This window comes from Pseudomonas sp. NPDC088414 (assembly GCF_044753325.1).
GTDB lineage: Bacteria > Pseudomonadota > Gammaproteobacteria > Pseudomonadales > Pseudomonadaceae > Aquipseudomonas.
Window position 1 is genome coordinate 1 of record NZ_JBIVMY010000003.1, and the last position, 25,456, is coordinate 25,456.

Annotated in this window: 25 protein-coding genes; 12 read left to right on the forward strand and 13 right to left on the reverse strand. The window is 61.1% G+C overall.

From position 1 onward, the window contains the following. Positions 1-40 precede the first annotated feature (40 nt). The 4 genes from ACIP8I_RS05000 to ACIP8I_RS05015 all read left to right on the forward strand — a co-directional run bounded on the left by ACIP8I_RS05000 (position 41) and on the right by ACIP8I_RS05015 (position 5,058). Positions 41-1,060 (forward strand): alpha-ketoacid dehydrogenase subunit beta, encoded by a 1,020-nt coding sequence (locus tag ACIP8I_RS05000; RefSeq protein WP_400759176.1) that lies wholly within the window; start codon positions 41-43, stop codon positions 1,058-1,060. Continuing rightward, positions 1,061-2,341, forward strand: coding sequence for a dihydrolipoamide acetyltransferase family protein (locus ACIP8I_RS05005; RefSeq protein WP_400759179.1), 1,281 nt, complete (start codon positions 1,061-1,063; stop codon positions 2,339-2,341). 4 nt (positions 2,342-2,345) lie between these two features. Then, a complete protein-coding gene (gene lpdA, locus ACIP8I_RS05010) occupies positions 2,346-3,719 on the forward strand; it encodes a dihydrolipoyl dehydrogenase (RefSeq protein WP_400759182.1) in 1,374 nt (457 codons plus the stop codon). Between the two features lie 319 nt (positions 3,720-4,038). Continuing rightward, on the forward strand, positions 4,039-5,058 hold the full coding sequence (locus ACIP8I_RS05015) for a branched-chain amino acid aminotransferase (RefSeq protein WP_400759185.1): 1,020 nt from the start codon (positions 4,039-4,041) through the stop codon (positions 5,056-5,058). 160 nt (positions 5,059-5,218) lie between these two features. Here ACIP8I_RS05015 and ACIP8I_RS05020 read toward each other — a convergent pair whose 3' ends face one another. The 3 genes from ACIP8I_RS05020 to ACIP8I_RS05030 all read right to left on the reverse strand — a co-directional run bounded on the left by ACIP8I_RS05020 (position 5,219) and on the right by ACIP8I_RS05030 (position 8,152). Then, positions 5,219-6,040, reverse strand: coding sequence for a TIGR03915 family putative DNA repair protein (locus ACIP8I_RS05020; protein WP_400759188.1), 822 nt, complete (start codon positions 6,038-6,040; stop codon positions 5,219-5,221). Continuing rightward, positions 6,037-7,257, reverse strand: coding sequence for a putative DNA modification/repair radical SAM protein (locus ACIP8I_RS05025; protein ID WP_145595444.1), 1,221 nt, complete (start codon positions 7,255-7,257; stop codon positions 6,037-6,039). The genes ACIP8I_RS05020 and ACIP8I_RS05025 overlap by 4 nt, the downstream gene beginning before the upstream one ends. 136 nt (positions 7,258-7,393) lie before the next feature. Continuing rightward, the gene (locus ACIP8I_RS05030) at positions 7,394-8,152 is read right to left on the reverse strand and encodes an ArsR/SmtB family transcription factor (protein WP_400759191.1); all 759 of its coding nucleotides are present in this window, start codon (positions 8,150-8,152) and stop codon (positions 7,394-7,396) included. 78 nt (positions 8,153-8,230) lie between these two features. Between ACIP8I_RS05030 and ACIP8I_RS05035 the strand changes: the two genes are divergently transcribed. Then, positions 8,231-9,334, forward strand: coding sequence for a cytochrome P450 (locus ACIP8I_RS05035; protein WP_400759194.1), 1,104 nt, complete (start codon positions 8,231-8,233; stop codon positions 9,332-9,334). On the opposite strand, the gene dmeF is transcribed toward ACIP8I_RS05035, so the two are convergent. Both dmeF and ACIP8I_RS05045 read right to left on the reverse strand, forming a co-directional pair. After that, positions 9,331-10,257, reverse strand: coding sequence for a CDF family Co(II)/Ni(II) efflux transporter DmeF (dmeF, locus tag ACIP8I_RS05040; protein ID WP_400759197.1), 927 nt, complete (start codon positions 10,255-10,257; stop codon positions 9,331-9,333). The two genes, ACIP8I_RS05035 and dmeF, sit on opposite strands and share 4 nt — an antisense overlap. 12 nt (positions 10,258-10,269) lie before the next feature. Further along, the gene (locus ACIP8I_RS05045; RefSeq protein WP_400759199.1) at positions 10,270-10,545 is read right to left on the reverse strand and encodes a metal/formaldehyde-sensitive transcriptional repressor; all 276 of its coding nucleotides are present in this window, start codon (positions 10,543-10,545) and stop codon (positions 10,270-10,272) included. 289 nt (positions 10,546-10,834) lie between these two features. On the opposite strand from ACIP8I_RS05045, the gene ACIP8I_RS05050 reads away from it, so the two are divergent. After that, positions 10,835-11,158 (forward strand): type II toxin-antitoxin system RelE/ParE family toxin, encoded by a 324-nt coding sequence (locus tag ACIP8I_RS05050; RefSeq protein WP_400759202.1) that lies wholly within the window; start codon positions 10,835-10,837, stop codon positions 11,156-11,158. Between the two features lie 3 nt (positions 11,159-11,161). Continuing rightward, on the forward strand, positions 11,162-11,473 hold the full coding sequence (locus tag ACIP8I_RS05055) for a helix-turn-helix domain-containing protein (protein ID WP_400759203.1): 312 nt from the start codon (positions 11,162-11,164) through the stop codon (positions 11,471-11,473). Positions 11,474-11,523: 50 nt separating this feature from the next. On the opposite strand, the gene ACIP8I_RS05060 is transcribed toward ACIP8I_RS05055, so the two are convergent. Further along, entirely contained in the window at positions 11,524-11,862 is a 339-nt protein-coding gene (locus tag ACIP8I_RS05060) for an FKBP-type peptidyl-prolyl cis-trans isomerase (RefSeq protein WP_007965615.1), read from the reverse strand. Positions 11,863-12,050: 188 nt separating this feature from the next. Next, on the reverse strand, positions 12,051-12,359 hold the full coding sequence (locus ACIP8I_RS05065) for an RcnB family protein (protein ID WP_007965617.1): 309 nt from the start codon (positions 12,357-12,359) through the stop codon (positions 12,051-12,053). A gap of 470 nt (positions 12,360-12,829) precedes the next feature. Between ACIP8I_RS05065 and ACIP8I_RS05070 the strand changes: the two genes are divergently transcribed. Both ACIP8I_RS05070 and ACIP8I_RS05075 read left to right on the forward strand, forming a co-directional pair. Continuing rightward, complete coding sequence (locus tag ACIP8I_RS05070) at positions 12,830-14,122, forward strand: MFS transporter (protein ID WP_400759208.1); 1,293 nt, start codon at positions 12,830-12,832, stop codon at positions 14,120-14,122. Positions 14,123-14,134: 12 nt separating this feature from the next. Continuing rightward, complete coding sequence (locus ACIP8I_RS05075) at positions 14,135-14,902, forward strand: substrate-binding domain-containing protein (protein WP_400759211.1); 768 nt, start codon at positions 14,135-14,137, stop codon at positions 14,900-14,902. On the opposite strand, the gene ACIP8I_RS05080 is transcribed toward ACIP8I_RS05075, so the two are convergent. Next, a complete protein-coding gene (locus ACIP8I_RS05080) occupies positions 14,892-15,806 on the reverse strand; it encodes a LysR family transcriptional regulator (protein WP_400759213.1) in 915 nt (304 codons plus the stop codon). The genes ACIP8I_RS05075 and ACIP8I_RS05080 overlap by 11 nt on opposite strands. Before the next feature lie 248 nt (positions 15,807-16,054). On the opposite strand from ACIP8I_RS05080, the gene ACIP8I_RS05085 reads away from it, so the two are divergent. Continuing rightward, a complete protein-coding gene (locus ACIP8I_RS05085; RefSeq protein WP_400759214.1) occupies positions 16,055-17,863 on the forward strand; it encodes a monovalent cation:proton antiporter-2 (CPA2) family protein in 1,809 nt (602 codons plus the stop codon). Positions 17,864-18,031: 168 nt separating this feature from the next. Here ACIP8I_RS05085 and hcnC read toward each other — a convergent pair whose 3' ends face one another. The 4 genes from hcnC to ACIP8I_RS05105 form a co-directional block, all read right to left on the reverse strand. Further along, the gene (gene hcnC, locus ACIP8I_RS05090; RefSeq protein WP_400759217.1) at positions 18,032-19,291 is read right to left on the reverse strand and encodes a cyanide-forming glycine dehydrogenase subunit HcnC; all 1,260 of its coding nucleotides are present in this window, start codon (positions 19,289-19,291) and stop codon (positions 18,032-18,034) included. Continuing rightward, positions 19,284-20,693 (reverse strand): cyanide-forming glycine dehydrogenase subunit HcnB, encoded by a 1,410-nt coding sequence (hcnB, locus tag ACIP8I_RS05095; protein WP_400759220.1) that lies wholly within the window; start codon positions 20,691-20,693, stop codon positions 19,284-19,286. The genes hcnC and hcnB overlap by 8 nt, the downstream gene beginning before the upstream one ends. Beyond that, on the reverse strand, positions 20,690-21,004 hold the full coding sequence (locus ACIP8I_RS05100) for a (2Fe-2S)-binding protein (RefSeq protein ID WP_007965626.1): 315 nt from the start codon (positions 21,002-21,004) through the stop codon (positions 20,690-20,692). The genes hcnB and ACIP8I_RS05100 overlap by 4 nt, the downstream gene beginning before the upstream one ends. Before the next feature lie 485 nt (positions 21,005-21,489). Further along, a complete protein-coding gene (locus tag ACIP8I_RS05105; protein ID WP_367084887.1) occupies positions 21,490-22,431 on the reverse strand; it encodes a hypothetical protein in 942 nt (313 codons plus the stop codon). A 307-nt stretch (positions 22,432-22,738) separates the two neighbouring features. Here ACIP8I_RS05105 and ACIP8I_RS05110 point away from each other — a divergent pair, with 307 nt between their 5' ends. Then, positions 22,739-23,422: a response regulator transcription factor gene (locus tag ACIP8I_RS05110; RefSeq protein WP_027613239.1), complete on the forward strand. Its 684-nt coding sequence runs from the start codon at positions 22,739-22,741 to the stop codon at positions 23,420-23,422. After that, entirely contained in the window at positions 23,400-24,794 is a 1,395-nt protein-coding gene (locus tag ACIP8I_RS05115; protein WP_367084888.1) for a HAMP domain-containing sensor histidine kinase, read from the forward strand. Before ACIP8I_RS05110 ends, ACIP8I_RS05115 begins: the two co-directional genes overlap by 23 nt. Positions 24,795-25,025: 231 nt before the next feature. Here ACIP8I_RS05115 and ACIP8I_RS05120 read toward each other — a convergent pair whose 3' ends face one another. After that, the gene (locus ACIP8I_RS05120) at positions 25,026-25,436 is read right to left on the reverse strand and encodes an SRPBCC family protein (protein WP_400759224.1); all 411 of its coding nucleotides are present in this window, start codon (positions 25,434-25,436) and stop codon (positions 25,026-25,028) included. Positions 25,437-25,456: the final 20 nt, after the last annotated feature.

Consider the following 25,456-nt stretch of genomic DNA (forward strand, 5'->3'; position numbering starts at 1 on the left):
CATGAACGATCACAAAAACAAAAATCACTAGGAAACCTCAATGACCACGACCACAATTACCATTATCCAGGCCCTGCGCTCGGCCATGGATGTGATGCTTGAGCGTGACGACAATGTGGTGGTGTTCGGTCAGGACGTCGGCTACTTCGGCGGCGTGTTCCGTTGCACCGAAGGCCTGCAGACCAAGTACGGCACCTCGCGGGTATTCGATGCGCCGATCTCCGAGAGCGGCATCGTCGGTGTGGCGGTGGGCATGGGCGCTTACGGCCTGCGTCCGGTGGCCGAGATCCAGTTCGCCGACTACGTTTACCCGGCTTCCGACCAGATCATTTCCGAAGCCGCACGCCTGCGTTATCGCTCGGCCGGCGAGTTCACCGCGCCGATGACCCTGCGCATGCCCTGCGGCGGCGGGATCTACGGCGGCCAGACCCACAGCCAGAGCATCGAGGCGATGTTCACTCAGGTCTGCGGCCTGCGTACCGTGATGCCGTCCAACCCGTACGACGCCAAAGGCCTGCTGATCGCCTCCATCGAAAACGATGACCCGGTGATCTTCCTAGAGCCGAAACGCCTGTACAACGGCCCGTTCGACGGCCACCACGACCGTCCGGTGACCCCGTGGTCGAAACACCCGCAAGCCCAGGTGCCGGACGGCTACTACACCGTGCCGCTGGACGTCGCCGCGATCACCCGTCCGGGCAAGGACGTCACTGTGCTGACCTACGGCACCACCGTGTACGTGTCGCAAGTGGCCGCCGAAGAATCCGGCGTTGACGCCGAAGTCATCGACCTGCGCAGCCTGTGGCCGCTGGACCTGGAAACCATCGTCAAGTCGGTGAAGAAAACCGGCCGCTGCGTGGTGGTACACGAAGCTACCCGCACCTGCGGTTTTGGCGCCGAGCTGGTGTCGCTGGTGCAAGAGCATTGCTTCCATCACCTGGAAGCGCCGATCGAACGCGTCACCGGTTGGGACACCCCCTACCCGCACGCGCAAGAGTGGGCGTATTTCCCAGGGCCGTCCCGAGTGGGCGCGGCGTTGAAACGGGTCATGGAGGTCTGAATGGGCACGCACGTTATCAAGATGCCGGACATCGGCGAAGGCATCGCAGAAGTAGAACTGTCGCAGTGGCACGTCAAGGTCGGCGACCTGGTGGTTGAAGACCAGGTGCTGGCGGACGTGATGACCGACAAGGCGATGGTCGATATTCCATCGCCGGTGCACGGCAAGGTGATTGCCCTCGGCGGTCAGCCGGGTGAAGTGATGGCGGTCGGCAGTGTGCTGATCAGCATCGAAGTTGAAGGCGCCGGAAACCTGAAGGAATCCGCCGCACCAGCACCGGTTGCTGCGAAAGAAGCACCTGCTGCGCCGAAAGTTGAAACAGCAGTCGAGAGCAAACCTGCCGCCGCTGCCGCGCCGCGTCCGGCACCGGTTTGCCAGGGACCGATGGTTGCCCGTGAAGCTGATGAGCGTCCGCTGGCCTCCCCGGCCGTGCGCAAACATGCGCTGGATCTGGGCATTCAGCTGCGTCTGGTACGCGGTTCCGGCCCGGCCGGTCGAGTGCTGCACGAAGACCTCGAGGCCTATCTGGCGCAAGGTCAGTCGAATGCTTCGGCGCCGGCAGCCGCCGCTTACGCCCAGCGTCACGATGAAGAGCAGATTCAAGTGATCGGCATGCGCCGCAAGATTGCCCAGCGCATGCAGGACGCCACCCAGCGCGCCGCACACTTCAGCTACGTCGAGGAAATCGACGTCACCGCGATTGAAGAACTGCGCGCGCATCTTAATGAAAAACACGGTGCCAGCCGGGGCAAGTTGACCTTGCTGCCGTTCCTCGTCCGCGCATTGGTCGTTGCCCTGCGCGACTTCCCGCAGATGAACGCCCGTTACGATGACGAAGCCCAGGTCATCACCCGCCTCGGCGCAGTGCATGTCGGTGTCGCCACGCAAAGCGATGTGGGCCTGATGGTGCCGGTGGTGCGTCACGCCGAAGCGCGCAGCCTGTGGGACAGCGCCGCGGAAATCTCGCGTCTGGCCAATGCCGCACGCAATGGCAAGGCCAGCCGCGACGAATTGTCCGGCTCGACCATCACCCTCACCAGCCTCGGTGCGTTGGGCGGCATCGTCAGCACCCCGGTGCTGAACCTGCCGGAAGTGGCAATCGTCGGCGTTAACAAAATCGTCGAACGCCCGATGGTCGTCAAAGGCCAAGTGGTGATCCGCAAGATGATGAACCTCTCCAGCTCCTTCGATCACCGCGTGGTCGACGGCATGGACGCGGCGCTCTTCATCCAGGCCATTCGTGGCTTGATCGAACAACCCGCGACCCTGTTTGTGGAGTGATGCAATGCAAACCTTGAACACCACGCTGCTGATCATCGGCGGCGGCCCCGGCGGTTACGTCACGGCGATTCGCGCCGGGCAACTGGGCATTTCGACGATTCTGGTCGAAGGCCAATCGCTCGGCGGCACTTGCCTGAACATCGGCTGCATTCCGTCCAAAGCGTTGATTCACGTGGCCGAGCAATTCCATCAGACCCGCCATCACAGCCAGCATTCGGCGCTGGGCATCAGCGTTTCGGCGCCGAGCCTCGACATCGGCAAAAGCGTCGAGTGGAAGGACGGCATTGTTGATCGCCTGACCACCGGCGTCGCGGCGCTGCTGAAAAAGAACAAGGTTCAGGTCATCAATGGCTGGGCCAAGGTCATCGACGGCAAAACCGTGGAAGTCGGCGACACGCGCATCCAGTGCGAGCATCTGGTGCTGGCGACCGGTTCGACCAGCGTCAACCTGCCGATCCTGCCGATCGGCGGGCCGATCATCTCCTCCACCGAAGCGCTGGCACCGAAGTCCGTGCCTAAACGTCTGGTGGTGGTGGGCGGCGGTTACATCGGTCTGGAGTTGGGCATTGCCTATCGCAAGCTCGGCGCCGATGTCAGTGTGGTCGAGGCGCAGGACCGTATCCTGCCGGCCTACGACGCCGAACTGACCCAACCGGTGCACGAAGCGCTGAAGCAACTGGGCGTGAAGCTCTATCTCAAGCACAGCGTGCTGGGTTTCGACGGCACCTTGCAGGTGCGTGACCCGAACGGCGACACCCTGAACCTGGAAACCGATCAGGTGCTGGTGGCGGTCGGTCGCAAGCCGAATACGCAGGGCTGGAACCTTGAAGCGCTGAACCTGGACATGAACGGCTCGGCGATCAAGATCGACAGCCGCTGCCAGACCAGCATGCGCAATGTCTACGCCATTGGCGACCTGAGCGGCGAGCCGATGCTCGCGCACCGCGCCATGGCTCAGGGCGAAATGGTTGCCGAACTGATCAGCGGCAAATCCCGCGAATTCAACCCCACCGCCATCGCTGCCGTGTGCTTCACCGACCCGGAACTGGTGGTGGTCGGCCAGACCCCGGACGCAGCCAAGGCTGCCGGGCTGAACTGCATCGTGTCGAGCTTCCCGTTCGCCGCCAATGGCCGGGCGATGACCCTGGAATCGAAAAGCGGCTTCGTGCGCGTGGTCGCCCGTCGTGACAATCATCTGATTGTTGGCTGGCAGGCAGTGGGCGTTGGGGTTTCCGAATTGTCGACCGCGTTCGCGCAAAGCCTGGAAATGGGCGCGCGCCTGGAAGACATCGGCGGCACCATCCATGCGCATCCGACCTTGGGTGAAGCGGTGCAGGAAGCGGCGTTGCGGGCTTTGGGGCATGCGTTGCACCTGTAACGCCCAGCTTCTGTGGCGAGGGAGCTTGCTCCCGCTGGGCTGCGTAGCGGCCCCAAACCCTGCCATTGCGGTACATCTGATGCACCGCGATGGCCGGCTTTACCAGTGCTGCGCACTGGAGCGGGAGCAAGCTCCCTCGCCACAAAAGAGCAGAAAGATAGAGGAATGATGGGAATTTAATAAGCAAGCTACGATTTTTGCCTATCCCCCCATCGTCCGGGCTGCGAAACCGCGCAAGAATGAAGTATTGTTGTGCCCATCCAAAAAAACGTCAGAAGCCTTGAACCGTTTCGACGGTTGTTCAGTGATAGAGGGTGTCATGGGTAACGAAAGCATCAATTGGGACAAGCTGGGTTTTGACTACATCAAGACCGACAAACGCTATCTGTCGTACTTTCGCAATGGCGAGTGGGACAAAGGCACCCTGACCGAAGACAACGTGCTGCACATCAGCGAAGGCTCGACGGCCCTTCACTATGGCCAGCAGTGCTTCGAAGGCCTGAAGGCCTATCGTTGCAAGGACGGCTCGATCAACCTGTTCCGTCCCGACCAGAACGCCGCGCGCATGCAGCGCAGCTGCGCTCGCCTGCTGATGCCGCACGTCTCCACCGAGCAGTTCATCGAAGCGTGCAAGGACGTGGTTCGCGCCAACGAGCGCTTCATCCCGCCATACGGCACCGGCGGCGCGCTGTACCTGCGTCCGTTCGTGATCGGCGTGGGTGACAACATCGGCGTGCGCACCGCGCCGGAGTTCATCTTCTCGGTATTCGCGATCCCGGTTGGCGCCTACTTCAAGGGCGGCCTGACCCCGCACAACTTCCAGATTTCCAGCTTCGACCGCGCCGCGCCACAAGGCACCGGTGCGGCCAAGGTCGGTGGCAACTACGCCGCCAGCCTGATGCCGGGCTCCCAGGCCAAGAAAGCGCACTTCGCTGACGCCATCTACCTGGATCCGCTGACTCACAAGAAGATCGAGGAAGTCGGTTCGGCCAACTTCTTCGGGATCACCCACGACAACAAGTTCATCACCCCGAACTCGCCGTCGGTGCTGCCAGGCATCACCCGCCTGTCGCTGATCGAACTGGCGAAAACCCGTCTGGGCCTGGAAGTGATTGAAGGCGACGTGCTGATCGACAAACTGTCGGACTTCAAGGAAGCCGGCGCTTGCGGTACCGCTGCGGTGATCACGCCGATCGGTGGCATCAGCTACAACGACCACCTGCACGTGTTCCACAGCGAAACCGAAGTCGGCCCGGTCACCCAGAAGCTCTACAAAGAGCTGACTGGTGTGCAAACCGGCGACATCGAAGCGCCAGCAGGCTGGATCGTCAAGGTTTGATCTGACGGTTAGATGTACAAAAGCCCCCCATCAAGTGATTGATGGGGGGCTTTTTATTGGAAGCAAGATCAAAAGATCGTCCGAACGCGGCCCGAGCCTGCGGCAGCTCCTACAGGAGATCTGTGTAGGAGCTGCCGAAGGCTGCGATCTTTTGATTTTTCTATTTCAAGGCAATCCGCTTACCGCCTCGCGCGGCTATCCCGCTCGCCTGCCCGTTCTGCTGCTTGCCCGTGCGCGCCTGGGTAATCAGCCCGGGAATCAACTCCCCTTCCGGCAGATTCTTCCAGAACCGTACCGGCAAATGCCCTTGCATGACCTTCTCGTTCAACCTCGCCGGGTTGAAGATGTGGCTGTAGTACGTCAGCCACAACTCGCCATGCGGGTCATCGATGTTCTGCGCCAGTTGCTGCCATTCCAGCGGGCACTGACGCTGATGAATCAACTGTTCGCCATCGTAATAAACCCCGTCACGCGGCGTGGCGATCAACCAGCGGTGGCGGCCCATGCGCCCGATGAAATGTTCGCTGGCGCTGTGCAGGATGTCGTGGGCCGGTTCGTGCCACGCGACGTATTGCGGGCCTGGCTGATCCTGCGGGCGTTCGATGAAACGCACGAACGCATGCAAATGGTGGGCTTCACGCTGCACCTGCTTGATCCGCCGCTGCAACTCGCTGCCGAGTTTGTCGCCGGCCATCATCGCCGTGCGATCGCCATGGCTGACGCGCCACAGCACTTCATACAACAGACTCCAGCGCTGGTCGCCACGGTACTGCGCCGCTTGTTCCAGGGTGTCGAGCAAGGCGCGGGGGATGCGTGCCTGAAACGGCCCCTGCCCCTCGGGTACCGAGACGTCACTGGCAAACAGATCGCTCACGCCTTCCGACGCCCAGCTCACCAGACTCGGGTCGACTTCATGACTGAGCAGCCAGCGTGCCTGCTGGCGCCAGGTGTCGAACAGATCGTCGCAATCGAGATTGATCATCCCCACAACCCCATCTGCTGCGGCTGCGGCCGGTCGCGCAGTTGCTGATAAAGCATATGGCTGGTGACTTCGGCCTGCTGCGGGTGGTAATCGCTGGTGATGATGAACGGCTTGGCTTTGGCCAGTACACAGCGCATGCGCGCCACGTCTTCATAGCGGATGCGCCGTTGCTGGCGCAATTGCACCAAACGCTCGGTGGTGCGCAGGCCGATGCCGGGAATGCGTGCGATCAGCGACGGTTCGGCGCGATTCAGGTCCAGCGGAAACACTTCGCGATTCTGCAGTGCCCAGGCCAGTTTCGGGTCGATGTCCAGCGCCAGATTACCCGGGCCCTTGAGCAACTCATCAGCGTTGTAGCCGTAACTGCGCAAGAGGAAATCGGCCTGATACAACCGGTGCTCGCGCATCAACGGAGGCGCGGCCAGCGGCACGCTTTTCGGACTGTCGGGAATCGGGCTGAAGGCCGAATAGTAGACCCGCCGCAAGCGGTAGTTGCCATACAGCGACTGGGCGCTGTGCAGGATCGTGCTGTCGTCGGTGTCATCGGCGCCGACGATCATCTGCGTACTCTGCCCGGCCGGGGCGAACTTCGCCGAACGCGGTTCGTTGAGCACCGTTTGCACGCCAGTGTAGATGGTGTTCATCGCTTGCTTGATCGACCCGATCTGCTTCTCCGGCGCCAGGGTTTGCAGGCTGGCATCGGTGGGCAGTTCGATATTGACGCTGAGACGGTCGGCGTAGCGCCCGGCCTCCTCGATCAATGCCGGATCGGCTTCGGGAATGGTCTTGAGGTGAATGTAGCCGCGAAACTCGTGCTGTTCGCGCAACAACTTTGCCACGCGTACCAATTGTTCCATGGTGTAGTCCGCCGAGCGGATGATCCCCGAGCTGAGAAACAGCCCGCTGACGCAGTTGCGCCGGTAGAAATCCAGGGTCAGCGTGACCACTTCCTCAGGGGTGAATCGGGCGCGCGGCACATCGCTGGAGCGGCGGTTGACGCAGTACTGGCAGTCGTAGAGACAGAAATTGGTCAGGAGGATTTTCAGCAGCGACACGCAACGACCGTCCGGCGTGTAGCTGTGGCAGATGCCCATGCCGTCGGTCGAGCCCAACCCGCTCTTGCCCTCAGAGCTGCGCTTGGGCGCACCGCTGCTGGCGCAGGAGGCGTCGTACTTGGCGGCGTCGGCGAGAATGCTCAGCTTGTCGATGATTTGCATGGCGCGGGCTCTTTACTGTGTGGATATACAGTATAGGTCCGAGCACGGGGTTACAAGGTGCTAGAGCGCACCTCGTCGGGCGGAAGCTCAAGATCAAAAGATCGCAGCCTTCGGCAGCTCCTACATCGATTGAGATTTATCGGAGGTTCGTGATTACTGTAGGAGCTGCCGCAGGCTGCGATCTTTTGATTTTCGCGTCTAACGGCAACTCAAGACCAAACCGCAGGCCCATTTCCTTTCGCCCCGCCACGGTCAGCGCCAACGCCCGACTGTCCAGATCCTGCGTCACCCATTTGCGTTTCAACGCCATCTGCAACAACGCCGCGCCCAACGAACCGCCCAGATGCGGCCGGCGCATGCTCCAGTCCAGGCACGGGCAAGCAAACTTGCGGCGCAGGGTACTCAAATCCTGAACCTCGATACCCAAACCCTCAAACAACGCCTCGCCACTGTCGCTCAGCCGATAAGCGCGCTCGTCAGTTTCCACCAGCCATCCCGCCTCAAGCATGCGGTCGTGCAGCAACACCGCCAGCGTGCCGGCCATGTGGTCGTAGCAGGCGCGGGCGAATTGCAGGCGATCCGGGGTGTGCGGCTTGAAGCTCGGCGCGGCGTTCTGGCCGATCACCATCAACGCTTCCAGCGCCTGAGCCACGCGCTGATCGGCGAGGCTGTAATAACGATGGCGGCCCTGCACATGCAGGCGCACCAGCGATAGATCCTTGAGTTTGGCCAGGTGTGCACTGGCGGTGGAAGCGCTGACCTCGGCAACGGCGGCCAATTCAGTGCTGGTGCGGGCGTGGCCGTCCATCAGCGAGCAGAGGATCTTCGTGCGTGCCGGTTCGGCGATGGCGGCCGCCACCTGCGAAACGCCGATGTCTTGATGTTCTGCGTGCATATTTCGCTCCCCGACGAATCGTCGTCGCTGCGAACTGAAGATACTCGCATCACTTTCCCGACGACAAGGCTGTGAACCATGGACCCGATCATCGCTGCGACGCATGCCGATCCCTACCCCTACTACGCCAAACTACGCGCCGAGGGCGGACTGACCTTTGATCATGGATTGAAGCTGTGGGTCGCCAGCAGCGCCCGAGCAGTGTGTGCGGTGCTGACGCATGCCGATTGTCGGGTGCGACCGCTGCAGGAGCCGGTGCCCAAGGCGATTGCCTCGGGGCTGGCCGGCAAGGTGTTCGGGCAGTTGATGCGGATGAACGATGGCGAACGTCAACGCTGTCCGCGTGTGGCAATCGAGCCGTCACTGCAGTTGATAGATGACGAGCAAGTACAGGCACTGGTGGCCGCGCGTCTGATGACAGCGGACGCCGACGGCTTGTATAAGGCGATGTTTCGCGGCCCGGTGTGTGTGGTCGCGGCGCTGCTCGGCTTCACCCCGGCGCAGGGCCGGGCCATCAGTGAGCTGACCGCGGATTTCGTCGCCTGCCTGTCGCCGCTGAGTAATGATCTGCAACTGGCGGCGGCGCATGCGGCGGCGGAGCATTTGCACGGATATTTCATCGAGTTGCTGGCCGAAGCCGATAGCGAGTTGCTCAAGGCTATCGAGCAGCGATTTGCCGGTGACGGGGAAAGCCTGATCGCCAACCTGATCGGTCTCTGTTCGCAGACGTTCGAAGCGACTGCCGGGCTAATCGGCAATGCACTGTTAGTGCTGCGACGTCAGCCCGAGTTGCGCGATGCCTCTGTGGACGCGCTGTTGGCCGAGGTTCAGCGCTTTGATCCGCCAGTGCAGAACACTCGGCGGTTTGTCGCGCAGACTTGTGAGATCGATGGTGTGCGGCTTGAGGCCGGCGAAGTGATTCTGTTGCTGCTGGCCTCGGCCAACCGCGATCCTTTGTTGAATGCAGAGCCCGAGCGGTTTCTGCTGGATCGTCCTGACCGGCGCAGTTTCAGTTTTGGCAGCGGGCGGCATCAGTGTCCGGGGCAGACACTGGCGCTGAGCATTGCCGCTGCGACTGTCAGAAAAATCCTTGATCAGGGTATGAATCTGCAACAACTATCGTGGCATTACCGCCCATCCCTTAATGGGCGGATACCACTGTTCGACGCGCTACAGCCTTAGGCGCTGCGCAGCTCGATGGTCAGGTGCGACAACTCATGCACCGGCGCCAGCCGCTCGCGAATCGCCTCCGCCGTCACACCCGCCGCCGCGACCACACTGACAATCGCCGCCCGCGACTGCGGGCCGACCTGCCAGACATGCAGATCGCTGATGCGTACATCGTCAGAGGTTTCCAGCAGCTCGCGGATCTCCGCTGCCACCGGCTCGTCGGTGGTGTCGAGCAGCACCGCGGCGCTGTCGCGCATCAGGTTATAGGCCCATTTGGCGATAACGATGGAGCCGACAATCCCCATCACCGGGTCCAGCCATACCCAGCCCAGATAACGGCCGGCCAGCAACGCGGCAATCGCCAGCACCGAGGTCAGGGCATCGGCCAGCACATGGACGTAGGCCGAGCGCAGGTTATTGTCGTGATGGTGATGATCGTGGCCGTGGTCATGCTGATGGCCGTGGTCATGCCCGTGATGGCCCATCAGCAGGAAGGCGCTGAGGATGTTCACACCTAGCCCGACGATGGCAATCACCGTCGCTTCGCCGAATGCCACTGAGGTGGGTTCAAACAAACGAAAAACCGACTCGCCGGCGATGCCCAGGGACACCAGGCCCAGCACCATGGCTGAGGCGAGACCGGCCAGATCGCCGACCTTGCCGGTGCCGAAACTGTAACGGCGGTTATTGGCATTGCGCCGGGCAAAACCATAGGCCGCCGCAGCGATGCCCAACGCGCCGGCATGGGTCGCCATGTGAAAACCGTCGGCCAGCAGGGCCATGGAGCCGGTGAGGTAACCGGCGGCGATCTCGCCGATCATCATCACGAAGGTCAGCGCCACCACCCACAGAGTGCGGCGGGCGTTTTCGTCGTGGGACGCGCCGAGGAACTGGTGATCGTGGCTGAAACGGTCAGCGTTTGGGGTCAGGCTCATGATGCGTGTGCTCTATTTGGCATAACGGCGGATGGCTTGCAGCAGATCTTCCGCGCCCTGGGCGCGCTGTCCGTCAGTGAGATCGGGATGGGCCACGTGCTCACGGGTGTGGGCCTCGATGAACTGCTCCATCAACCCGTTGACCGCCCCGCGAATCGCCGCCACCAGGTGCAAGGTCTTGGCGCAATCGGCATCGCCCTCCAGGGCTTTTTCAACGGCCTGCACCTGCCCGGCAATCCGCCGAACGCGGTTGAGCAGCTCGTCTTTGTGTTCGTGAATGTGCGACATACCTATACCCCCTACCCCTATATAGCGGGCATGGTCGCCGATGGCTTGGGCAATCGCAAGTTCGGGTGAGCATTCAAGGGATGAATGGATGCTGAAAGCAACTTCAATCCCATGTGCGAGCAGACTGGCGATGGCGATACCGAATATCAGAAAAGGAAAATCGAGCTTGATTTATATCAGTTTCGATATAGCCTGCTGATAGGTGACTTCTGCCATTCTTTGCAACACACCGCCGCAACGCGTTTCCGTATGAGCTATTACGCTTCTCCTTCCAACACAGGAGAAGTCGATGCCAAGACACAAGGAAGTGGTGTTTGTCGGAAGTGCACTCAAGGATCTGAGAGCTTTTCCCTTGGATGCTCGCAGAGCTGCGGGATTTCAATTGGATCTGTTGCAACAGGGAGACGATCCTTTCAATTGGCGCCCAATGAAAACAGTAGGACAGGGTGTCAATGAAATCAGAATCATCGAGGACTCAGGAGCGTTTCGAGTGTTTTACGTGGTCAACCGGCCCGACGCGATTTATGTACTGCACGCCATGCAAAAGACCACTCGCAAAACTGAAACGCGAGATATCGAACTGGCACGCGCCCGATACCAGGAAATAGGTTAAGCCATGAAGGATCATCAACACCCTCCCCAGCATTTCTCAAGCGTCTGGGACGCACTGGAAGACACGCCGCAGGACGCGGCCAACATGCGCCTGCGGGCCAAACTTATGCGCACGCTTTGCGAGACGGTTCGTGCCTGGGAGCTTCCTCAAAAGGACGCCGCCAAGCGCTTGGGAATTACTCAGCCACGCCTCAATGACGTACTCAACGGGAAAATCGACAAATTTTCTCTGGATGCGCTGGTCAATCTGTCGGCCGCAGCGAAACTGGAAGTAGACATATGCTTCCCCCTGATCGCACCACCGCACTGGGCCTGAAGGCAGCTCGGATTCTTGGGCAAAGAGGCGGTGTCTTTATTACATTCGCCTCAATCCTCCCGCGTCAAAACCTCCAGCAATTCAATCTCGAACACCAGATTCGAATTCGGCGGAATCTTGCCCATCGTTCGCTCGCCGTACCCCAAATGCGCCGGCACCAGCAGTTTGCGCTTGCCGCCCACTTGCATGCCCATCAGCCCCTGATCCCAACCCTTGATCACCCGGCCAGTGCCAATCACGCACTGGAAAGGTTTGCCACGGCTGTGGGAAGAATCGAACTCGCTGCCGTCTTCCAGCCAGCCGGTGTAATGGGTGGTAATCAGCGCGCCTTTGACGGCAGCCTTGCCCTCGCCCACCTGGAGATCGATTACCTGCAGTTCATCCGTCATGACATTCACTCAATTGCTTTACTGGCGGCCGTTTTCCCAGAAATGCCGGTGATTGGCAAGCCGATGGCGCAGAGCAACGCTATTAATTCGCGGATTGTGAATCTGGCGATGCAGGAGGCCAGACACAGCAGGATTTTGGGGCGGGAAGCCCTGCACGAGTGCATGCGCAGGGCCTTTGAGTCGGGGGATTAACGCTCGACAGGCTGCATCTCAACGATAGTGCCGTTGGTGATCATGACCATCACGTACTTGTCGTTGATCTGCACCCACTGCGCCTGGTCGATCGGTGCTTTCAAACCTTTCTGTTTCCAGTTCTTCAGTGCTTTGTCGCTGCGCTGATAGATGTCCGGGGCGCGGTCGTTGACCTTCAATTCACGGTCGCTGGTCGGCGATTGGACGGTGGGTTCGCTTGAGGTTTGCGCCGCTTGAACAAGTGGGCTGATCCCGGCAATGCCGGCGACGAGGGCCAGGCTGGCGATTAGGGTTTTGCTGTTCATCGGTGAACCTCCTTCAGATGGGTGATGCCTGTACTCCGACTGCTGAGTCAGGAAATCATTCCTTGTTTTTTGCCTGGGCTGGTTGGGGGATTGTAGTTGGCAGGCAGATCGTCATCGCTGGCAAGCCAGCTCCCACAGGGCCGCTGATGAAACAGGATGTGTGATCGACCCGGGAAACTGTGGGAGCGAGCTTGCTCGCGAAGGGGCCGGCACATTCAGCATCTTCATTGCCTGACCCAAAGTCATCGCGAGCAGGCTCACTCCTACAGGTTTGGCGGTGTTGCAAGATTTGTGTTCGACCCCGCTCCCACAGGGCCTGGTGGTGTTTCAGGGGATTGATCCGCTTTGCACATCAATCCATGCCAACAATGCAATTAACATCCGGTTACACCTGCGCGACCATCCGCCGCAATAACAACCGTGCGCCGCTTCCACGTCGCGCACGTCATAAAAGCGGTGGAGATTTTTCTATGACAGCCTCAATCCCACACGGCGGCTCGCGAGCCGGCGCCATTTTCCGGGTCACCTCGGGCAACTTCCTCGAACAGTTCGACTTCTTTCTGTTCGGCTTCTACGCCACGCAGATTGCGGCGGTGTTCTTCCCGGCGAGCAGTGAGTTCGCTTCACTGATGATGACTTTTGCCGTATTCGGCGCAGGCTTTCTGATGCGTCCGCTGGGGGCGATCGTGCTCGGCGCCTACATCGATGACGTCGGTCGGCGCAAAGGTCTGATCGTCACCCTGTCGATCATGGCCAGCGGTACGATCCTGATTGTGCTGGTGCCCGGATACGAAACCATTGGTCTGTTTGCCCCGGCGCTGGTGCTGATCGGACGGCTGTTGCAAGGCTTCTCTGCCGGTGCGGAACTGGGCGGAGTTTCGGTGTACTTGTCGGAAATCGCCACGCCCGGCCGCAAGGGCTTTTTCACGGCCTGGCAGTCGGCCAGTCAGCAGGTGGCGATCATTGTCGCTGCGGCGCTGGGCTATGCGCTGAACGCGTGGATGGCGCCGAGCGTGGTGGCCGATTGGGGCTGGCGCATTCCGTTTTTCGTCGGTTGCATGATCGTGCCGTTCATCTTCCTGCTGCGCCGTAACCTGGCGGAGACCGAAGAATTCGCTGCACGCAAACACCGCCCGAGCATGAAGGAAGTGTTCCGCACCCTCGGCCAGAACTGGGGCGTGGTACTCGGCGGCATGCTGATGGTCGCGCTGACCACCACTGCGTTCTACCTGATCACCGTGTACGCGCCGACCTTCGGCAAAACCGTGCTGCACCTGAGCACTTCCGATGCGTTGCTGGTGACTTTGCTGGTGGGCGTGTCGAACTTTTTCTGGCTGCCGATTGGCGGCATGTTGTCCGACCGCATCGGACGGCGCCCGGTGCTGATCGCCATGGCGCTGCTGGCCCTGGCCACCACCTATCCGGCGCTGTCGTACCTGGTGCAGGCGCCGAGCTTCAGTCACATGTTGCTGTCGCTGCTGTGGCTGTCGTTCATCTACGGCATGTACAACGGCGCGATGATTCCGGCGCTGACCGAGATCATGCCGGTGGAAGTGCGGGTGGCCGGTTTCTCCCTCGCCTACAGCCTGGCGACCGCGATTTTCGGCGGCTTCACCCCGGCGATGTCGACCTTCCTGATCCAGTACACCGGCGACAAAGCGGCACCGGGTTACTGGATGAGCGTCGGCGCACTGTGCGCGTTGTGCGCCACGTTGTACCTCTATCGTCGCGCAGGCGGCCGTCTGCAATCGGTTGCCGCATAAGGAGCAATCACCTTGAAAAAACTGATCAATCTCGGCGCTATCGCCCTCTTCGCTTTCAGCGCCCTGGCCCATGCTGAACAGCTGAACGTGATGACGTCGGGCGGCTTCACCGCCGCCTACAAAATCCTCGGCCCGAAATTCGCGGCCGCCACCGGCAACACCCTCGATACCCAGCTCGGTCCGTCGATGGGCAAAGCCCCGGAAGCGATCCCCAACCGCCTCGCCCGCGGTGAGCATGCCGACGTGGTGATCATGGTCGGCTATGCCCTCGATGACCTGATCAAACAAGGCAAGGTCGACCCGGCCTCGCGGGTCGAACTGGCGGATTCACGGATCGGTCTGGTGGTGCGTGAAGGCGCGCCGAAGCCGGACATCAGCAGCGTCGAAAGCCTGAAGAAAACCCTGCTCGACGCACAATCGGTGGCCTACTCCGACAGCGCCAGCGGCGTGTACATCGAGAAGGAGTTGTTCAACAAACTCGGTGTCGAGGATCAACTGAAACCGAAAGCGAAGATGATCCCGAAAGTCCCGGTCGGCTCGGTGGTCGCCACTGGCGATTATCAACTGGGCTTCCAGCAGGTCAGCGAATTGCTGCCGGTGCCGGGGGTGAGTTTTGTCGGGAAGATTCCGGAATCGGTGCAGTCGGTGACGCGGTTTGCCGCCGGCATCCCGGTCGGCGCGCAGCATCCGAAAGAGGCCAAGGCCTTGCTCGACTACCTCGCCGCGCCTGCCGCTCAGGCTGACGTGCAGGCCACCGGGCTGGATTCGGTCAAGCGCTGATCGTTGGCGGCTGGACTTTCATTTCCACCACCAGCCGCTCCAGTTCCAATGCTGCCGGGGTCAACGTGCGACCCCGGCGCTTGATGATGCCGACACTGCGCATCACTTGCGGATCGGTCAACGGCACTCGCGTCAGAATCGGATGATCCGGTCCGGGCATCGCCATCAACGGCACCGCCGCCACTCCCAGCCCCGCTTCCACCAGACCGATCATCGTCGTCACGTGCCGCGTCTCGCAGATGCTCGGGCGCTGCGGCACCACGCTGCTCAAGGCCTGATCGAGCAGGAAACGGTTGCCGGACGTCTTGTCGAGCGAGATGTAGTCCTGCTGATAGAACTCGTCCCAGCTCACGCTGCTGCGTCCGGCCAACGGGTGATCGCGACGACAGGCGACCACATAGCACTCCTGCACAAGCGGTTCGAAATCGACTTTGGCATCCTGCGTGCCCAGAAAACTCAAACCGAAATCCGCCTCGCCGTTGACCACCGCGCTGAGCACATCGTGGGCGCTGGAGTCGAGGACTTTGACCTTGATCCGTGGAAATTGCTGGTGATAGCGAGCGACCACTCGCGGCATGAAGTAATACGCCGCCGACGGCACGCAGGCAACGGTAACGTGGCCCAGACGCGTGGAAGCCACTTCACTGATCCCCAGCAATGCCACATCCAGATCATCGAGCAAACGCTCGACGCTGGGCATGAACCCGCGCCCGGCCTGGGTCAGGCTGACCTTGCGCGTGGTGCGCTCGAACAGCTTTACGCCCAGTGCGTCTTCAAGCTTTTCGATGCGTCTGCTCAGGGCCGGTTGTGACAGGCGCACGGTGTCGGCAGCCTTGCGAAAACTGCCCTGCTCGACCACGGCGCGAAAAGCTTGCAGGTCGTTGAGATCGAAGTTGATGGCCATGGCGGAACTCGCAGGAATTGATTCGCAAAGGCTATCAATGTAACCAACTGATGCAAATTATTACAGACTCACACCGCCCCTGTAGGAGCTGCCGCAGGCTGCGATCTTTTGATCTTGATATTGATCCTCAAAAACAACATCAAAAGATCGCAGCCTGCGGCAGCTCCTACAGGGATCTTCGGTGGATCTTGAATCGATTCAGCCTTTATCCTTGTTGCCCCCGCCGTACCGCTGTCAGGAGTTGTGTCATGCCCCATGAAGGCAATCTGTTACAAGCCGCTGTCGTGTTTCTCTTCGCAGCCGTTCTCACCGTGCCCCTGGCCAAGCGTCTGCAACTGGGCGCGGTGCTCGGTTATCTGTTGGCGGGGGTGATCATCGGCCCGTCGGTGCTGGGCCTGATCGGTAATCCGCAGAGCGTCGCGCATATTTCCGAACTGGGCGTGGTGTTGCTGCTGTTCATCATCGGCCTTGAGCTGTCGCCACGGCGCTTGTGGGTGATGCGCAAATCGGTATTCGGCGTGGGTCTGGCGCAGGTGCTGCTGACTGCAGCGGTGATCGGCGTACTGGCGTTGTACGTGTTCGGTCAGCCGCTGAACAGTGCGATTGTGCTCGGCCTTGGCCTGGCGCTGTCGTCCACCGCATTCGGCCTGCAAAGCCTGGCCGAGCGCAAGGAACTGACCAGCCCGCACGGGCGGCTGGCGTTTGCGATTCTGCTGTTTCAGGACATCGCGGCGATCCCGTTGATCGCGCTGGTGCCGATGCTCGCCGGCAGCGCCCACGCCAGCAGCAACGCGGAAAGCCTGAACCACGGTCTGCAGGTGCTCGGCGGGATCGCCGTGGTGGTGGTCGGCGGGCGTTATCTGTTGCGTCCGGTGTTCCGCGTGGTGGCGAAAACCGGTCTGCCGGAGGTGTCTACCGCCACCGCATTGCTGGTGGTGATCGGGACGGCGTGGCTGATGGATCTGGTTGGCGTGTCAATGGCGCTTGGGGCTTTCCTCGCTGGCCTGCTGCTGGCGGATTCGGAGTATCGCCATGAACTGGAAGCGCAGATCGAGCCGTTCAAGGGCTTGCTGCTCGGGTTGTTTTTCATCAGCGTCGGCATGGGCGCCAACCTGAGTCTGCTGCTGAGTGCGCCGATCACCGTGCTGGGCCTGACGCTGCTGCTGATCGGCTTGAAGTTGCCGCTGCTGTTTGTGGTCGGACGCCTGGCGGGTGGGCTGACCAAAGTCAGTGCGATCCGCCTCGGTATCGTCCTTGCGGCCGGCGGTGAATTTGCCTTTGTGGTGTTCAAGATCGGTCGCGATCAGGGCCTGTTCGAACCGCGCCTGTATGACCTGCTGGTACTGACCATCACTCTGTCGATGGCGTTGACGCCGTTGCTGTTGTTGATCTGTGCGCGATTGGTCAGCCCGAAAGTGCAGCCGGTGGAGGTGCCGGAGAAATTCCGCGAAATCGACACCGAAGCACCACGCGTGGTGATCGCCGGCATGGGGCGGATGGGCCAAATCGTGGCGCGGATTCTGCGCGCACAGAACATCAAGTTCGTGGCGCTGGACACGTCGGTGGAAACCATCGAACTGTCGCGCAGTTTTGGCGGCGTGCCGGTGTTCTATGGCGACCCGATGCGCCCGGAAATCCTCAATGCGGCGAAGGTGGGCGAGGCGGAATATTTTGTCATCGCCACGGATGACCCGGAGACCAACATCAAGACCGCCGAGATCGTGCGCAAGCTGTATCCGCACATGAAAATCATCGCCCGCGCACGTAACCGTCAGCATGTGCATCGTCTGGTGGACGTCGGCGCCGAGCCGATTCGTGAGACCTATTACTCAAGCCTGGAAATGAGCCGCCGCACGCTGGTCGGGCTGGGTCTGACCCAGGCCCAGGCCGATGCGCGGATCAAGCGCTTCAAACATCACGATGAGCAGGTGCTGGAAGCCCAGCACGCGATCTACGACGACGCCGCCAAAGTCCTGCAAACCGCCCAGGAAGCCCGGGCGGAGCTGGCGCGATTGTTCGAGTCGGATCAACTGGAAGAGGAAGCGCGCAAGGCCTGACCTCCTTGCCCAGATCCAGATTTCGTACCGACAGGCCTGACGCCTTCGCGGGCAAGCCCGCTCCCACAGGTTTTGTGAACGCCCGAAAACCCTGTAGGAGCTGCCGCAGGCTGCGATCTTTTGATCTTAAAAGATCGCAGCCTGCGGCAGCTCCTACAGGGGATTGGGTCAGGCCAGCTCTAATTCGCGCTCTTGCTTGACCGGTGCAGTCTCAAACCGATCCGCGAGGAACGGCGTGATATCCAGCGGCAGCGTTTCCTGGTTGACCAGTTTGTCCAGCAGCACCCCGGTAATCGCCGAGGTCAGGATGCCGGTGCGAAAGTGCCCGCAGGCATTCAGATACCCCTCCACCCCGCGCATCGGCCCCAGGATCGGCAGTTCATCCGGCGAGCCCGGGCGCAAGCCGGCCCAGGTGCGCTTGAGATTGACGTCCTTGAGTTCTGGCAGGCAACGCACCGCGCCCTGCACCAGCCCGGCGATTTCCGGGTAGGTGGTGGTGACGTCGAAGCCTTTGTCTTCGGTGGTGCTGCCGATCAGGATCTCGCCGTTGTCCTTCTGCGCCACATAGCAGTCGCTGGTGGTCAGGCAGCCGTTGAGGATCTTCGGCATGCGCTCGGTCAGCAGGATCTGGCCCTTGACCGGTTTCACCGGGATACGAATCCCCGTCGCCCACTCACTCAAGTCCGCCGCCCAGGCACCAGCGGCGTTGATCAGGGTCTTGCAGTGGAACACGCCCTCCTCGGCCGTCTGCACGCCCGTCACGCGGCTGCCGTGGTGCAACACACCGGTGACGTTGGTGTTGACGAAGATGTCGACGCCATTCTGCCGCGCGCCTTCCATGTAGGCATCGGCGAGGCGGAACGGGCTGACCTGGTGATCGCAGAGAAACTCCAGCGCACCCCGGGCCTCGTGGCTGACACTCGGTTCGGCTTCACGCAGCGCGGCCTGATCGAGCCAGCGCACCTGATCGGCCAGATGCGGAATGCAGCTGACAATGTGCTCGGCGTAGAGGCGGTCCTCGTCGTCATAAATGACGAACTTCAGCCCGGTCCTTTCGAACTTGAAATCCATCCCGTGCTTGTCTTTCAGCTCGCGATGCAACGCCGGGTACAGCGCGTTGGACTGCAAGGCGAAATCGAAGAACGACTCTGGCAGGATGTGCGGCGTACTGGCGTCCACCGCGACCGCCGCGCCCTGGGTTTCGCGCTTGCGGTTGGCCGACATCATGCGGAAGAAAATCACCCCGCAGCCCAGCCCCACCGACTCGCCAATGGCCCACAAGCCGCCGGCCGAAGCGCGGGTCGCATTGCCCGGGCGCTTGGCGTCGATCAGCGCGACCTTCAGATTCTCGCGCTTGGACAATTGATAGGCACAGGACGCCCCGATCACGCCGCCGCCGGCAATGACCACGTCATAGAACTTACTCATGGGAAGCGGCCTCCGTGCCGACGGACTGGAAAGCGGAAAAAGGAATCGGATCGATCGGGAAACGCGGGCGCAGCCAGCCGACGTCCTTGCGCCCGGTGGCCTGACGCAAACGGTCGCTGCAGTAGCCGACGCACATCCGTCCCTGACAATCGCCCATGCTCACGCGGGTGCGCATCTTCAGGCTGGCGATGTCCTGCACGCCCTGCTCCAGCGCCAGATCAATGTCCGCGCGGGTCGCATGTTCGCAGCGGCAGATCACCGTATCGGCGGCCGGCAAAGCGGTCTGGCCGACACCGCGTTCGGTGTAACGGTCGACGGCTGCGCGAAAACGCACGATGGATTTGAGTTTGCCCAGATAACGGTCGCGGCGAACCCGCGCCAGCTCTTCTTCGATCACCCCGCGTTGCAGGAGGATCGAGGTGGCGGCGATCTTGCCGGCAAGCATCGCCGCTTCACCGCCGCGAATTCCACCCATGTCACCGGCCAGGTGCACGTGCGGCTCGTTGCTTTGCTGCCAGTTGTTCGAATTGGCGCGCAGGTAGCCGTCGTCGCTGAAACCGTGATCGAGACCCATCTGCTGACTGAGTTGCGTGCGCGGGATGAAGCCGTAACCGACCGCCAGGGTCTGGGCTTCGAAGCGCTCGATCCGCGTCAGATCAGGCTCCCAGGTGGCCGAATACGGCGCAACAGTCACGCTCTTCAGTTCACCTTCGCCATGCGCTTCGACCACGCCCCAGCCATAGTTCATCGGGATGCCGTGCAGTTTCAGATACGCAAGCATGCTCAGGCCGTCGAGGAACAGTTGCGGTTTGTTCAGCAGCGCCAGGCTTTCGCGGGCGATCTTGCCGAACGCGCAGGCTTCATACACCCCCGCGACCTTGACCCCCGACGCATGCAGCTGCGTCGCCACCAGCGGCAGCAGCGGCCCGGTGCCGGCGATGATCACCGGCCCTTGCGGCTTGACCACGCCACTTTTGATCTGCAGTTGAAGGCCACCGAGCATGATCACCCCCGGCAGGGTCCAGCCGGGGAACGGCACGCTGCGCTCGTGGCAACCGGCGGCCAGCAGCAATTGCGGATATTCGATCTCGTGCAATTGCTCGTCGCCGTCGAGCACCACCAGCGCGCGGGTGCCTTCGGCGCCGACCACGCGGTGATTGAGGCGCACGTCGATCAGCCCGGATTGCTCCTGAAAATCACCGTGCAGTGTGCTCAGGGCTTCGGCATAGCGCGGCCCGAGATAATCCAGTTGCACGCCGTCGCGCAGCGGCCCGCGATAGACCACGCCGCCGAGGCGCGAGGCTTCTTCGAGCAAGGTGCAGCGCACACCATGGCGCGCCAGTTCGATGGCCGCCGCCATCCCCGCCGGACCACCGCCGACGATCACCGGTTGCAGGCTCATACAACCTCCTGCTCGTTGATGCGGTTGACCTGGGTTTCAATCTGCATGCCGTCGCGCACCACGGTCTGGCAGGCGCGGCGCTTGTGGCGGCCGTTGATTTTCACCAGGCAGCACTGGCACACGCCCATGCCGCAGTAAGCACCGCTGATCTGGTTGTGATCGTTGCGTGCGACCTGGCGCACGCCGAGGGACTGAATCACGCTGAGGACGGTTTCGCCGATGGCCGCGCTGACCGCTTGGCCGTTGATGTGGACAGTCATATCCGCCTGGGTCAGGGGCTGGATATCGAAGGTGCGTTCTAGGCAGTGCATTACGATGTTCATCCGTGAAAAGGTTCGGGTGGGGTTTACGTCAGCTCCTTGCTGCGCTCTGCCTGGCGACCCGCTCTGATTATTTGATGGGGGTCTGCCGGGCTACTCCATGAGCGCAGCAAATTGCGCACCGGAGCACTGTAGTCGATACCGCGACAAGGGCCTGGATCTTTTAAGTTAGGTGATATCGCGAGAGTGAATATTGATCCAGATCGACAAATCCACCTCTACCCGTGTAGGAGCTGCCGAAGGCTGCGATCTTTTGATCTTGATCTTGAAAATCAAAAGATCGCAGCCTTCGGCAGCTCCTACAGGGAGCATGTGGCGGGCATGAAAAAGCCGCTTTCACCGTGAAGTGAAAGCGGCCGAGGCATGGGCCTCAATGGAGCATTTGAATCAGTGTACGAACAGGGCGATCAGGATGATGATCGGGATCGGCACACCGAGGAAGAACAGAAGTAGAGAGCGCATGGTGATTCTCCTTGTTAACGAACTGGAGGCAGTGTGGTGGTGGTGGCGTAGGTTTCGACTTCGACGTACTCGACAGCATCCCGGCGACGACCGCCGAAGGTGGCTGCGAGGCTGGCGAAGAACGCACCGGCCAACAGTGCAATGAACATCCACAGCGAAGTCCAGGCAGCGACTTTGGCAGCGGTGTCGGCAGCCTGTTGGGCTTTGACTTTGGCGTCAGCGATGGCTTTCTGAGTGCGGGCATAGACGTCGTCGACACGTTTCTCGGCGTCGGCCTGACTCAGGTTGGTCCGTTGTGCGACCAGTTGTGCGAGGTAGGTACGGTCTTCAGGGCTGAGTTGGCCGTTGGCCAGGCTCTGGGCGAAGATCCGGGTCACCGCACCGTGGGCGGCGTCGTCGCTGACGGACGCTGGGCGGTCGTCACGGAACAGGCTGTCGACAAAGTAACCGTACTGGTCGCTGTTGGTGTTGGCTGCGGCAGTACCGGCCGCTTGAGTCGCGGCAGCCGCTGCGCCACCGGCAACACTGGCACCGGCCTGCACACCTCCGCTGATTACACTGCTGACCGAACCGACCACCAGCACAGCGGTGACCAGCGTGGCCACGCACCAGGCGAGGAAACCATGGGCGGTATCACGGAAATACACTTCATCACCGTGCATGTTGGCCCACTTCACCCGCAGACGACCGGCGATATAGCCACCGAGGCCTGAGGCGATGATTTGCGTCGCCGCCAGCCAGACAATCGTCGAAATCCCCAGACCCTTGGCGCTGATGCCTTCCCCGGCCCAAGGTGAAACGGCAGAGAATCCCAAACCGAAGCCAAGCAGCACCAAAATCATCGACAGTGCTGCGGCCGCCGCTGCGCCCGCGAAAATCGCGCCCCAGGACACGCCTGACACGTTGCTCGACTCTCCTTCGAAGGCAGGATAAAACCCATCAGGGGATCTATTCATTGTTGTAGTGCTCCAGGCATGAAAAATGGTGTTACAACTCGTCATCAGATGAATTGCAGCGACCGTGCCATTCGCCAACTTTAAATAAGTCGTTATTTTTCAACAGGTTAAAAAGACTGAACTTCTTAGGACCATGCAATTTGCAACAATCGGCCGAAAGCAGCGGGTTTTATGCATTGAAGCCAAATCCGCAACGCTGTCGGAATTTGCAGGAGTGACAGGCTATACATGAAAGTTAATTTAAAGCGCGCCGGAAAATACTTGGCAAAATGCTGCCATTCCGTTTGAACCGATCAAGGCTTGCTCTATGACTCGTATTTTGACCATCGAAGACGACGCCGTGACTGCCCGTGAAATCGTCGCCGAACTCAGCAGCCACGGCCTGCAAGTGGATTGGGTCGACAATGGCCGCGAAGGCCTCGACCGTGCCGTCAGCGGCAACTACGACCTGATCACCCTCGACCGCATGCTGCCGGAACTCGATGGCCTGGCCATCGTGACCACCCTGCGCACCATGGGCGTTGCCACGCCGATTCTGATGATCAGCGCCCTCTCCGATGTCGATGAGCGTGTACGCGGCCTGCGTGCCGGCGGCGATGATTACCTGACCAAACCGTTCGCCACCGACGAGATGGCGGCGCGCGTGGAAGTGCTGCTGCGCCGCCAGAACAGTGTCGCCACCCAGGCCACCACGCTGCAGGTCGCCGACCTCGAACTGGATTTGATCAGCCACGAAGCACGCCGCGCCGGGCAGGTGCTGACGCTGCTGCCCACCGAATACAAGCTGCTGGAATTCCTCATGCGCAACAGCGGGCAGATCCTGTCGCGGATGATGATTTTCGAAGAGGTCTGGGGTTATCACTTCGACCCGGGCACCAACCTGATCGACGTACACATCGGTCGTCTGCGCAAGAAGATCGACGCGGCGGGCAACGTTCCGCTGATTCGCACGGTACGGGGCTCGGGTTATGTCATTGCCGAACCCGTCTGACGGCTGGCGTTCCTCCAGCAGTCGACTGCTGGCGCTGTACAGTTCGCTGTTCGTGGCGTGGAGCGCGATCCTCATGGGGGTCATGTATTTCGAGGTCTCCGGTTACCTCGACAACCTCGCCAAGCATTCGCTGATGCAACGTCAGCATCTGTTTTCGCACTTTCGCGGTGAGCAACTGGAAGAAGCCCTCGCCGCCAGCATGACCTTCGATATCCGCGGCATCGACGCCTATGGCCTGTTCGATGCCCAGGGCGTGTACCTCGGCGGCGCCCTGCAGCAGTTGCCCGAAGGTCTGCCGCTGGATGGCAAGATCCACACGCTCGACGACTGCGCCGACTCCGACGACCCGACCCTGCCCGCCGACAGTTGCGACGCGGTGGCGACCCAGACCCGCGACGGTCGCTGGCTGGTGTTGTTGCGCGATAACGGTTCGTTGTTCGCGGTGACGCGGATCATCCTGCATGCGTTGTTCTGGGGGGTGTCGCTGACGATCCTGCCGGGGATTGCCGGTTGGCATCTGCTGCGCCGCCGGCCGATGCGCCGTATCCGGGCAATTCAGGACAGCGCCCAGGCAATTGTCGCCGGCGACCTGACTCACCGCTTGCCGCTGTCCAATCGCCGCGATGAACTGGACATGCTCGCCGCCATCGTCAACGCCATGCTCGATCGCATCGAACGGCTGATGCATGAAGTCAAAGGCGTGTGCGACAACATCGCCCATGACTTGCGTACGCCGCTGACGCGTTTGCGCGCGCAGTTGTATCGCATGCAGCAGCAGGCCGGTGAAGGTTCACAGGAAGCGGCGCAACTGGATCTGGTGCTGGCGGAAGCGGATACGCTGATGGCGCGGTTTCGCGGATTGCTGCGGATTTCCGAACTGGAAGATCGCCAGCGCCGCTCGGGTTTCGTCGAGCTGGACCCGGTGCAGTTGCTGGAAGAACTGCATGAGTTCTATCTGCCGCTGGCGGAGGAAGGTGAACTGCTGTTCGTGCTGAACATGCCGGAAACCCTGCCACCGCTCAATGGCGACCGGGCGTTGTTGTTCGAGGCGCTGGCCAATCTGTTGAGCAACTCGATCAAGTTCACCCCGGCAGGCGGCACGGTGATTCTGCGTGGCGTGAATGATGGCGGGCATACGCGGATCGAGGTTCACGATTCCGGGCCGGGGATTCCCGAGGCGGAGCGTGAGGCGGTGTTTCAGCGCTTCTATCGTGCCGAGGGTGGACAACCGCAGAGCGGCTTTGGCCTGGGCCTGTCGATCGTCGCGGCGATTGTCAGCCTGCATGGCTTCAATCTTGAAGTGGGCAGCAGTGAGTTGGGCGGGGCGAAACTGGTGCTCGATTGTCGGCAGAGTTTGATCGCCAACTCCTGATCCCCTGTGGGAGTGAGCCTGCTCGCGATGATGGTGGATCAGCCAACCTATTTGTTGAATGACCCACCGCTATCGCGAGCAGGCTCACTCCTACGATCCGCGGTCCTGAAAACATGCGATCCCCTGTGGGAGCTGGCTTGCCAGCGATGACGGTGCTTCAGTCGATATCGGTATTGACTGGACCGCCGCTATCGCTGGCAAGCCAGCTCCCACAGGTTTTTGTTGGATTGATCAGGCCGGGTAGTTGGCCCGCAGTGCCTCAAGCCCACCCTGATAGATGCCGCTGAACAGCGCCACCACTTCCTCATCGCTCACACCTTTGGCGTTGAAGCGGCCCGACCATGTCACCCGGGCGCCCTGCCCCTGGGCTTCGACCTTGATCGTTGCCAGGTAATCGGTGGCCGGGAACGGCGCCTGTTCGATCGAGTAGCTGTAGGTCCTGGCGGCGTTGTCGAACGCTTGCAGACGCTCGATCACCACGCCGCCATCGGCGGTTTGCAGGGTGCGCACGCGCCCGCCTTCGCTCAGCTCACTGTTGGGAATGAACGGCAGCCAGTCCGGCAGCGTGTTGAAGCCGCCGATCAATTGCCAAACCTGGTCGGCCGAAGCCGGGATGTCGATGGTTGCTGATGCAGTTGCCATAAATAAAAGTTGCTCCAGAA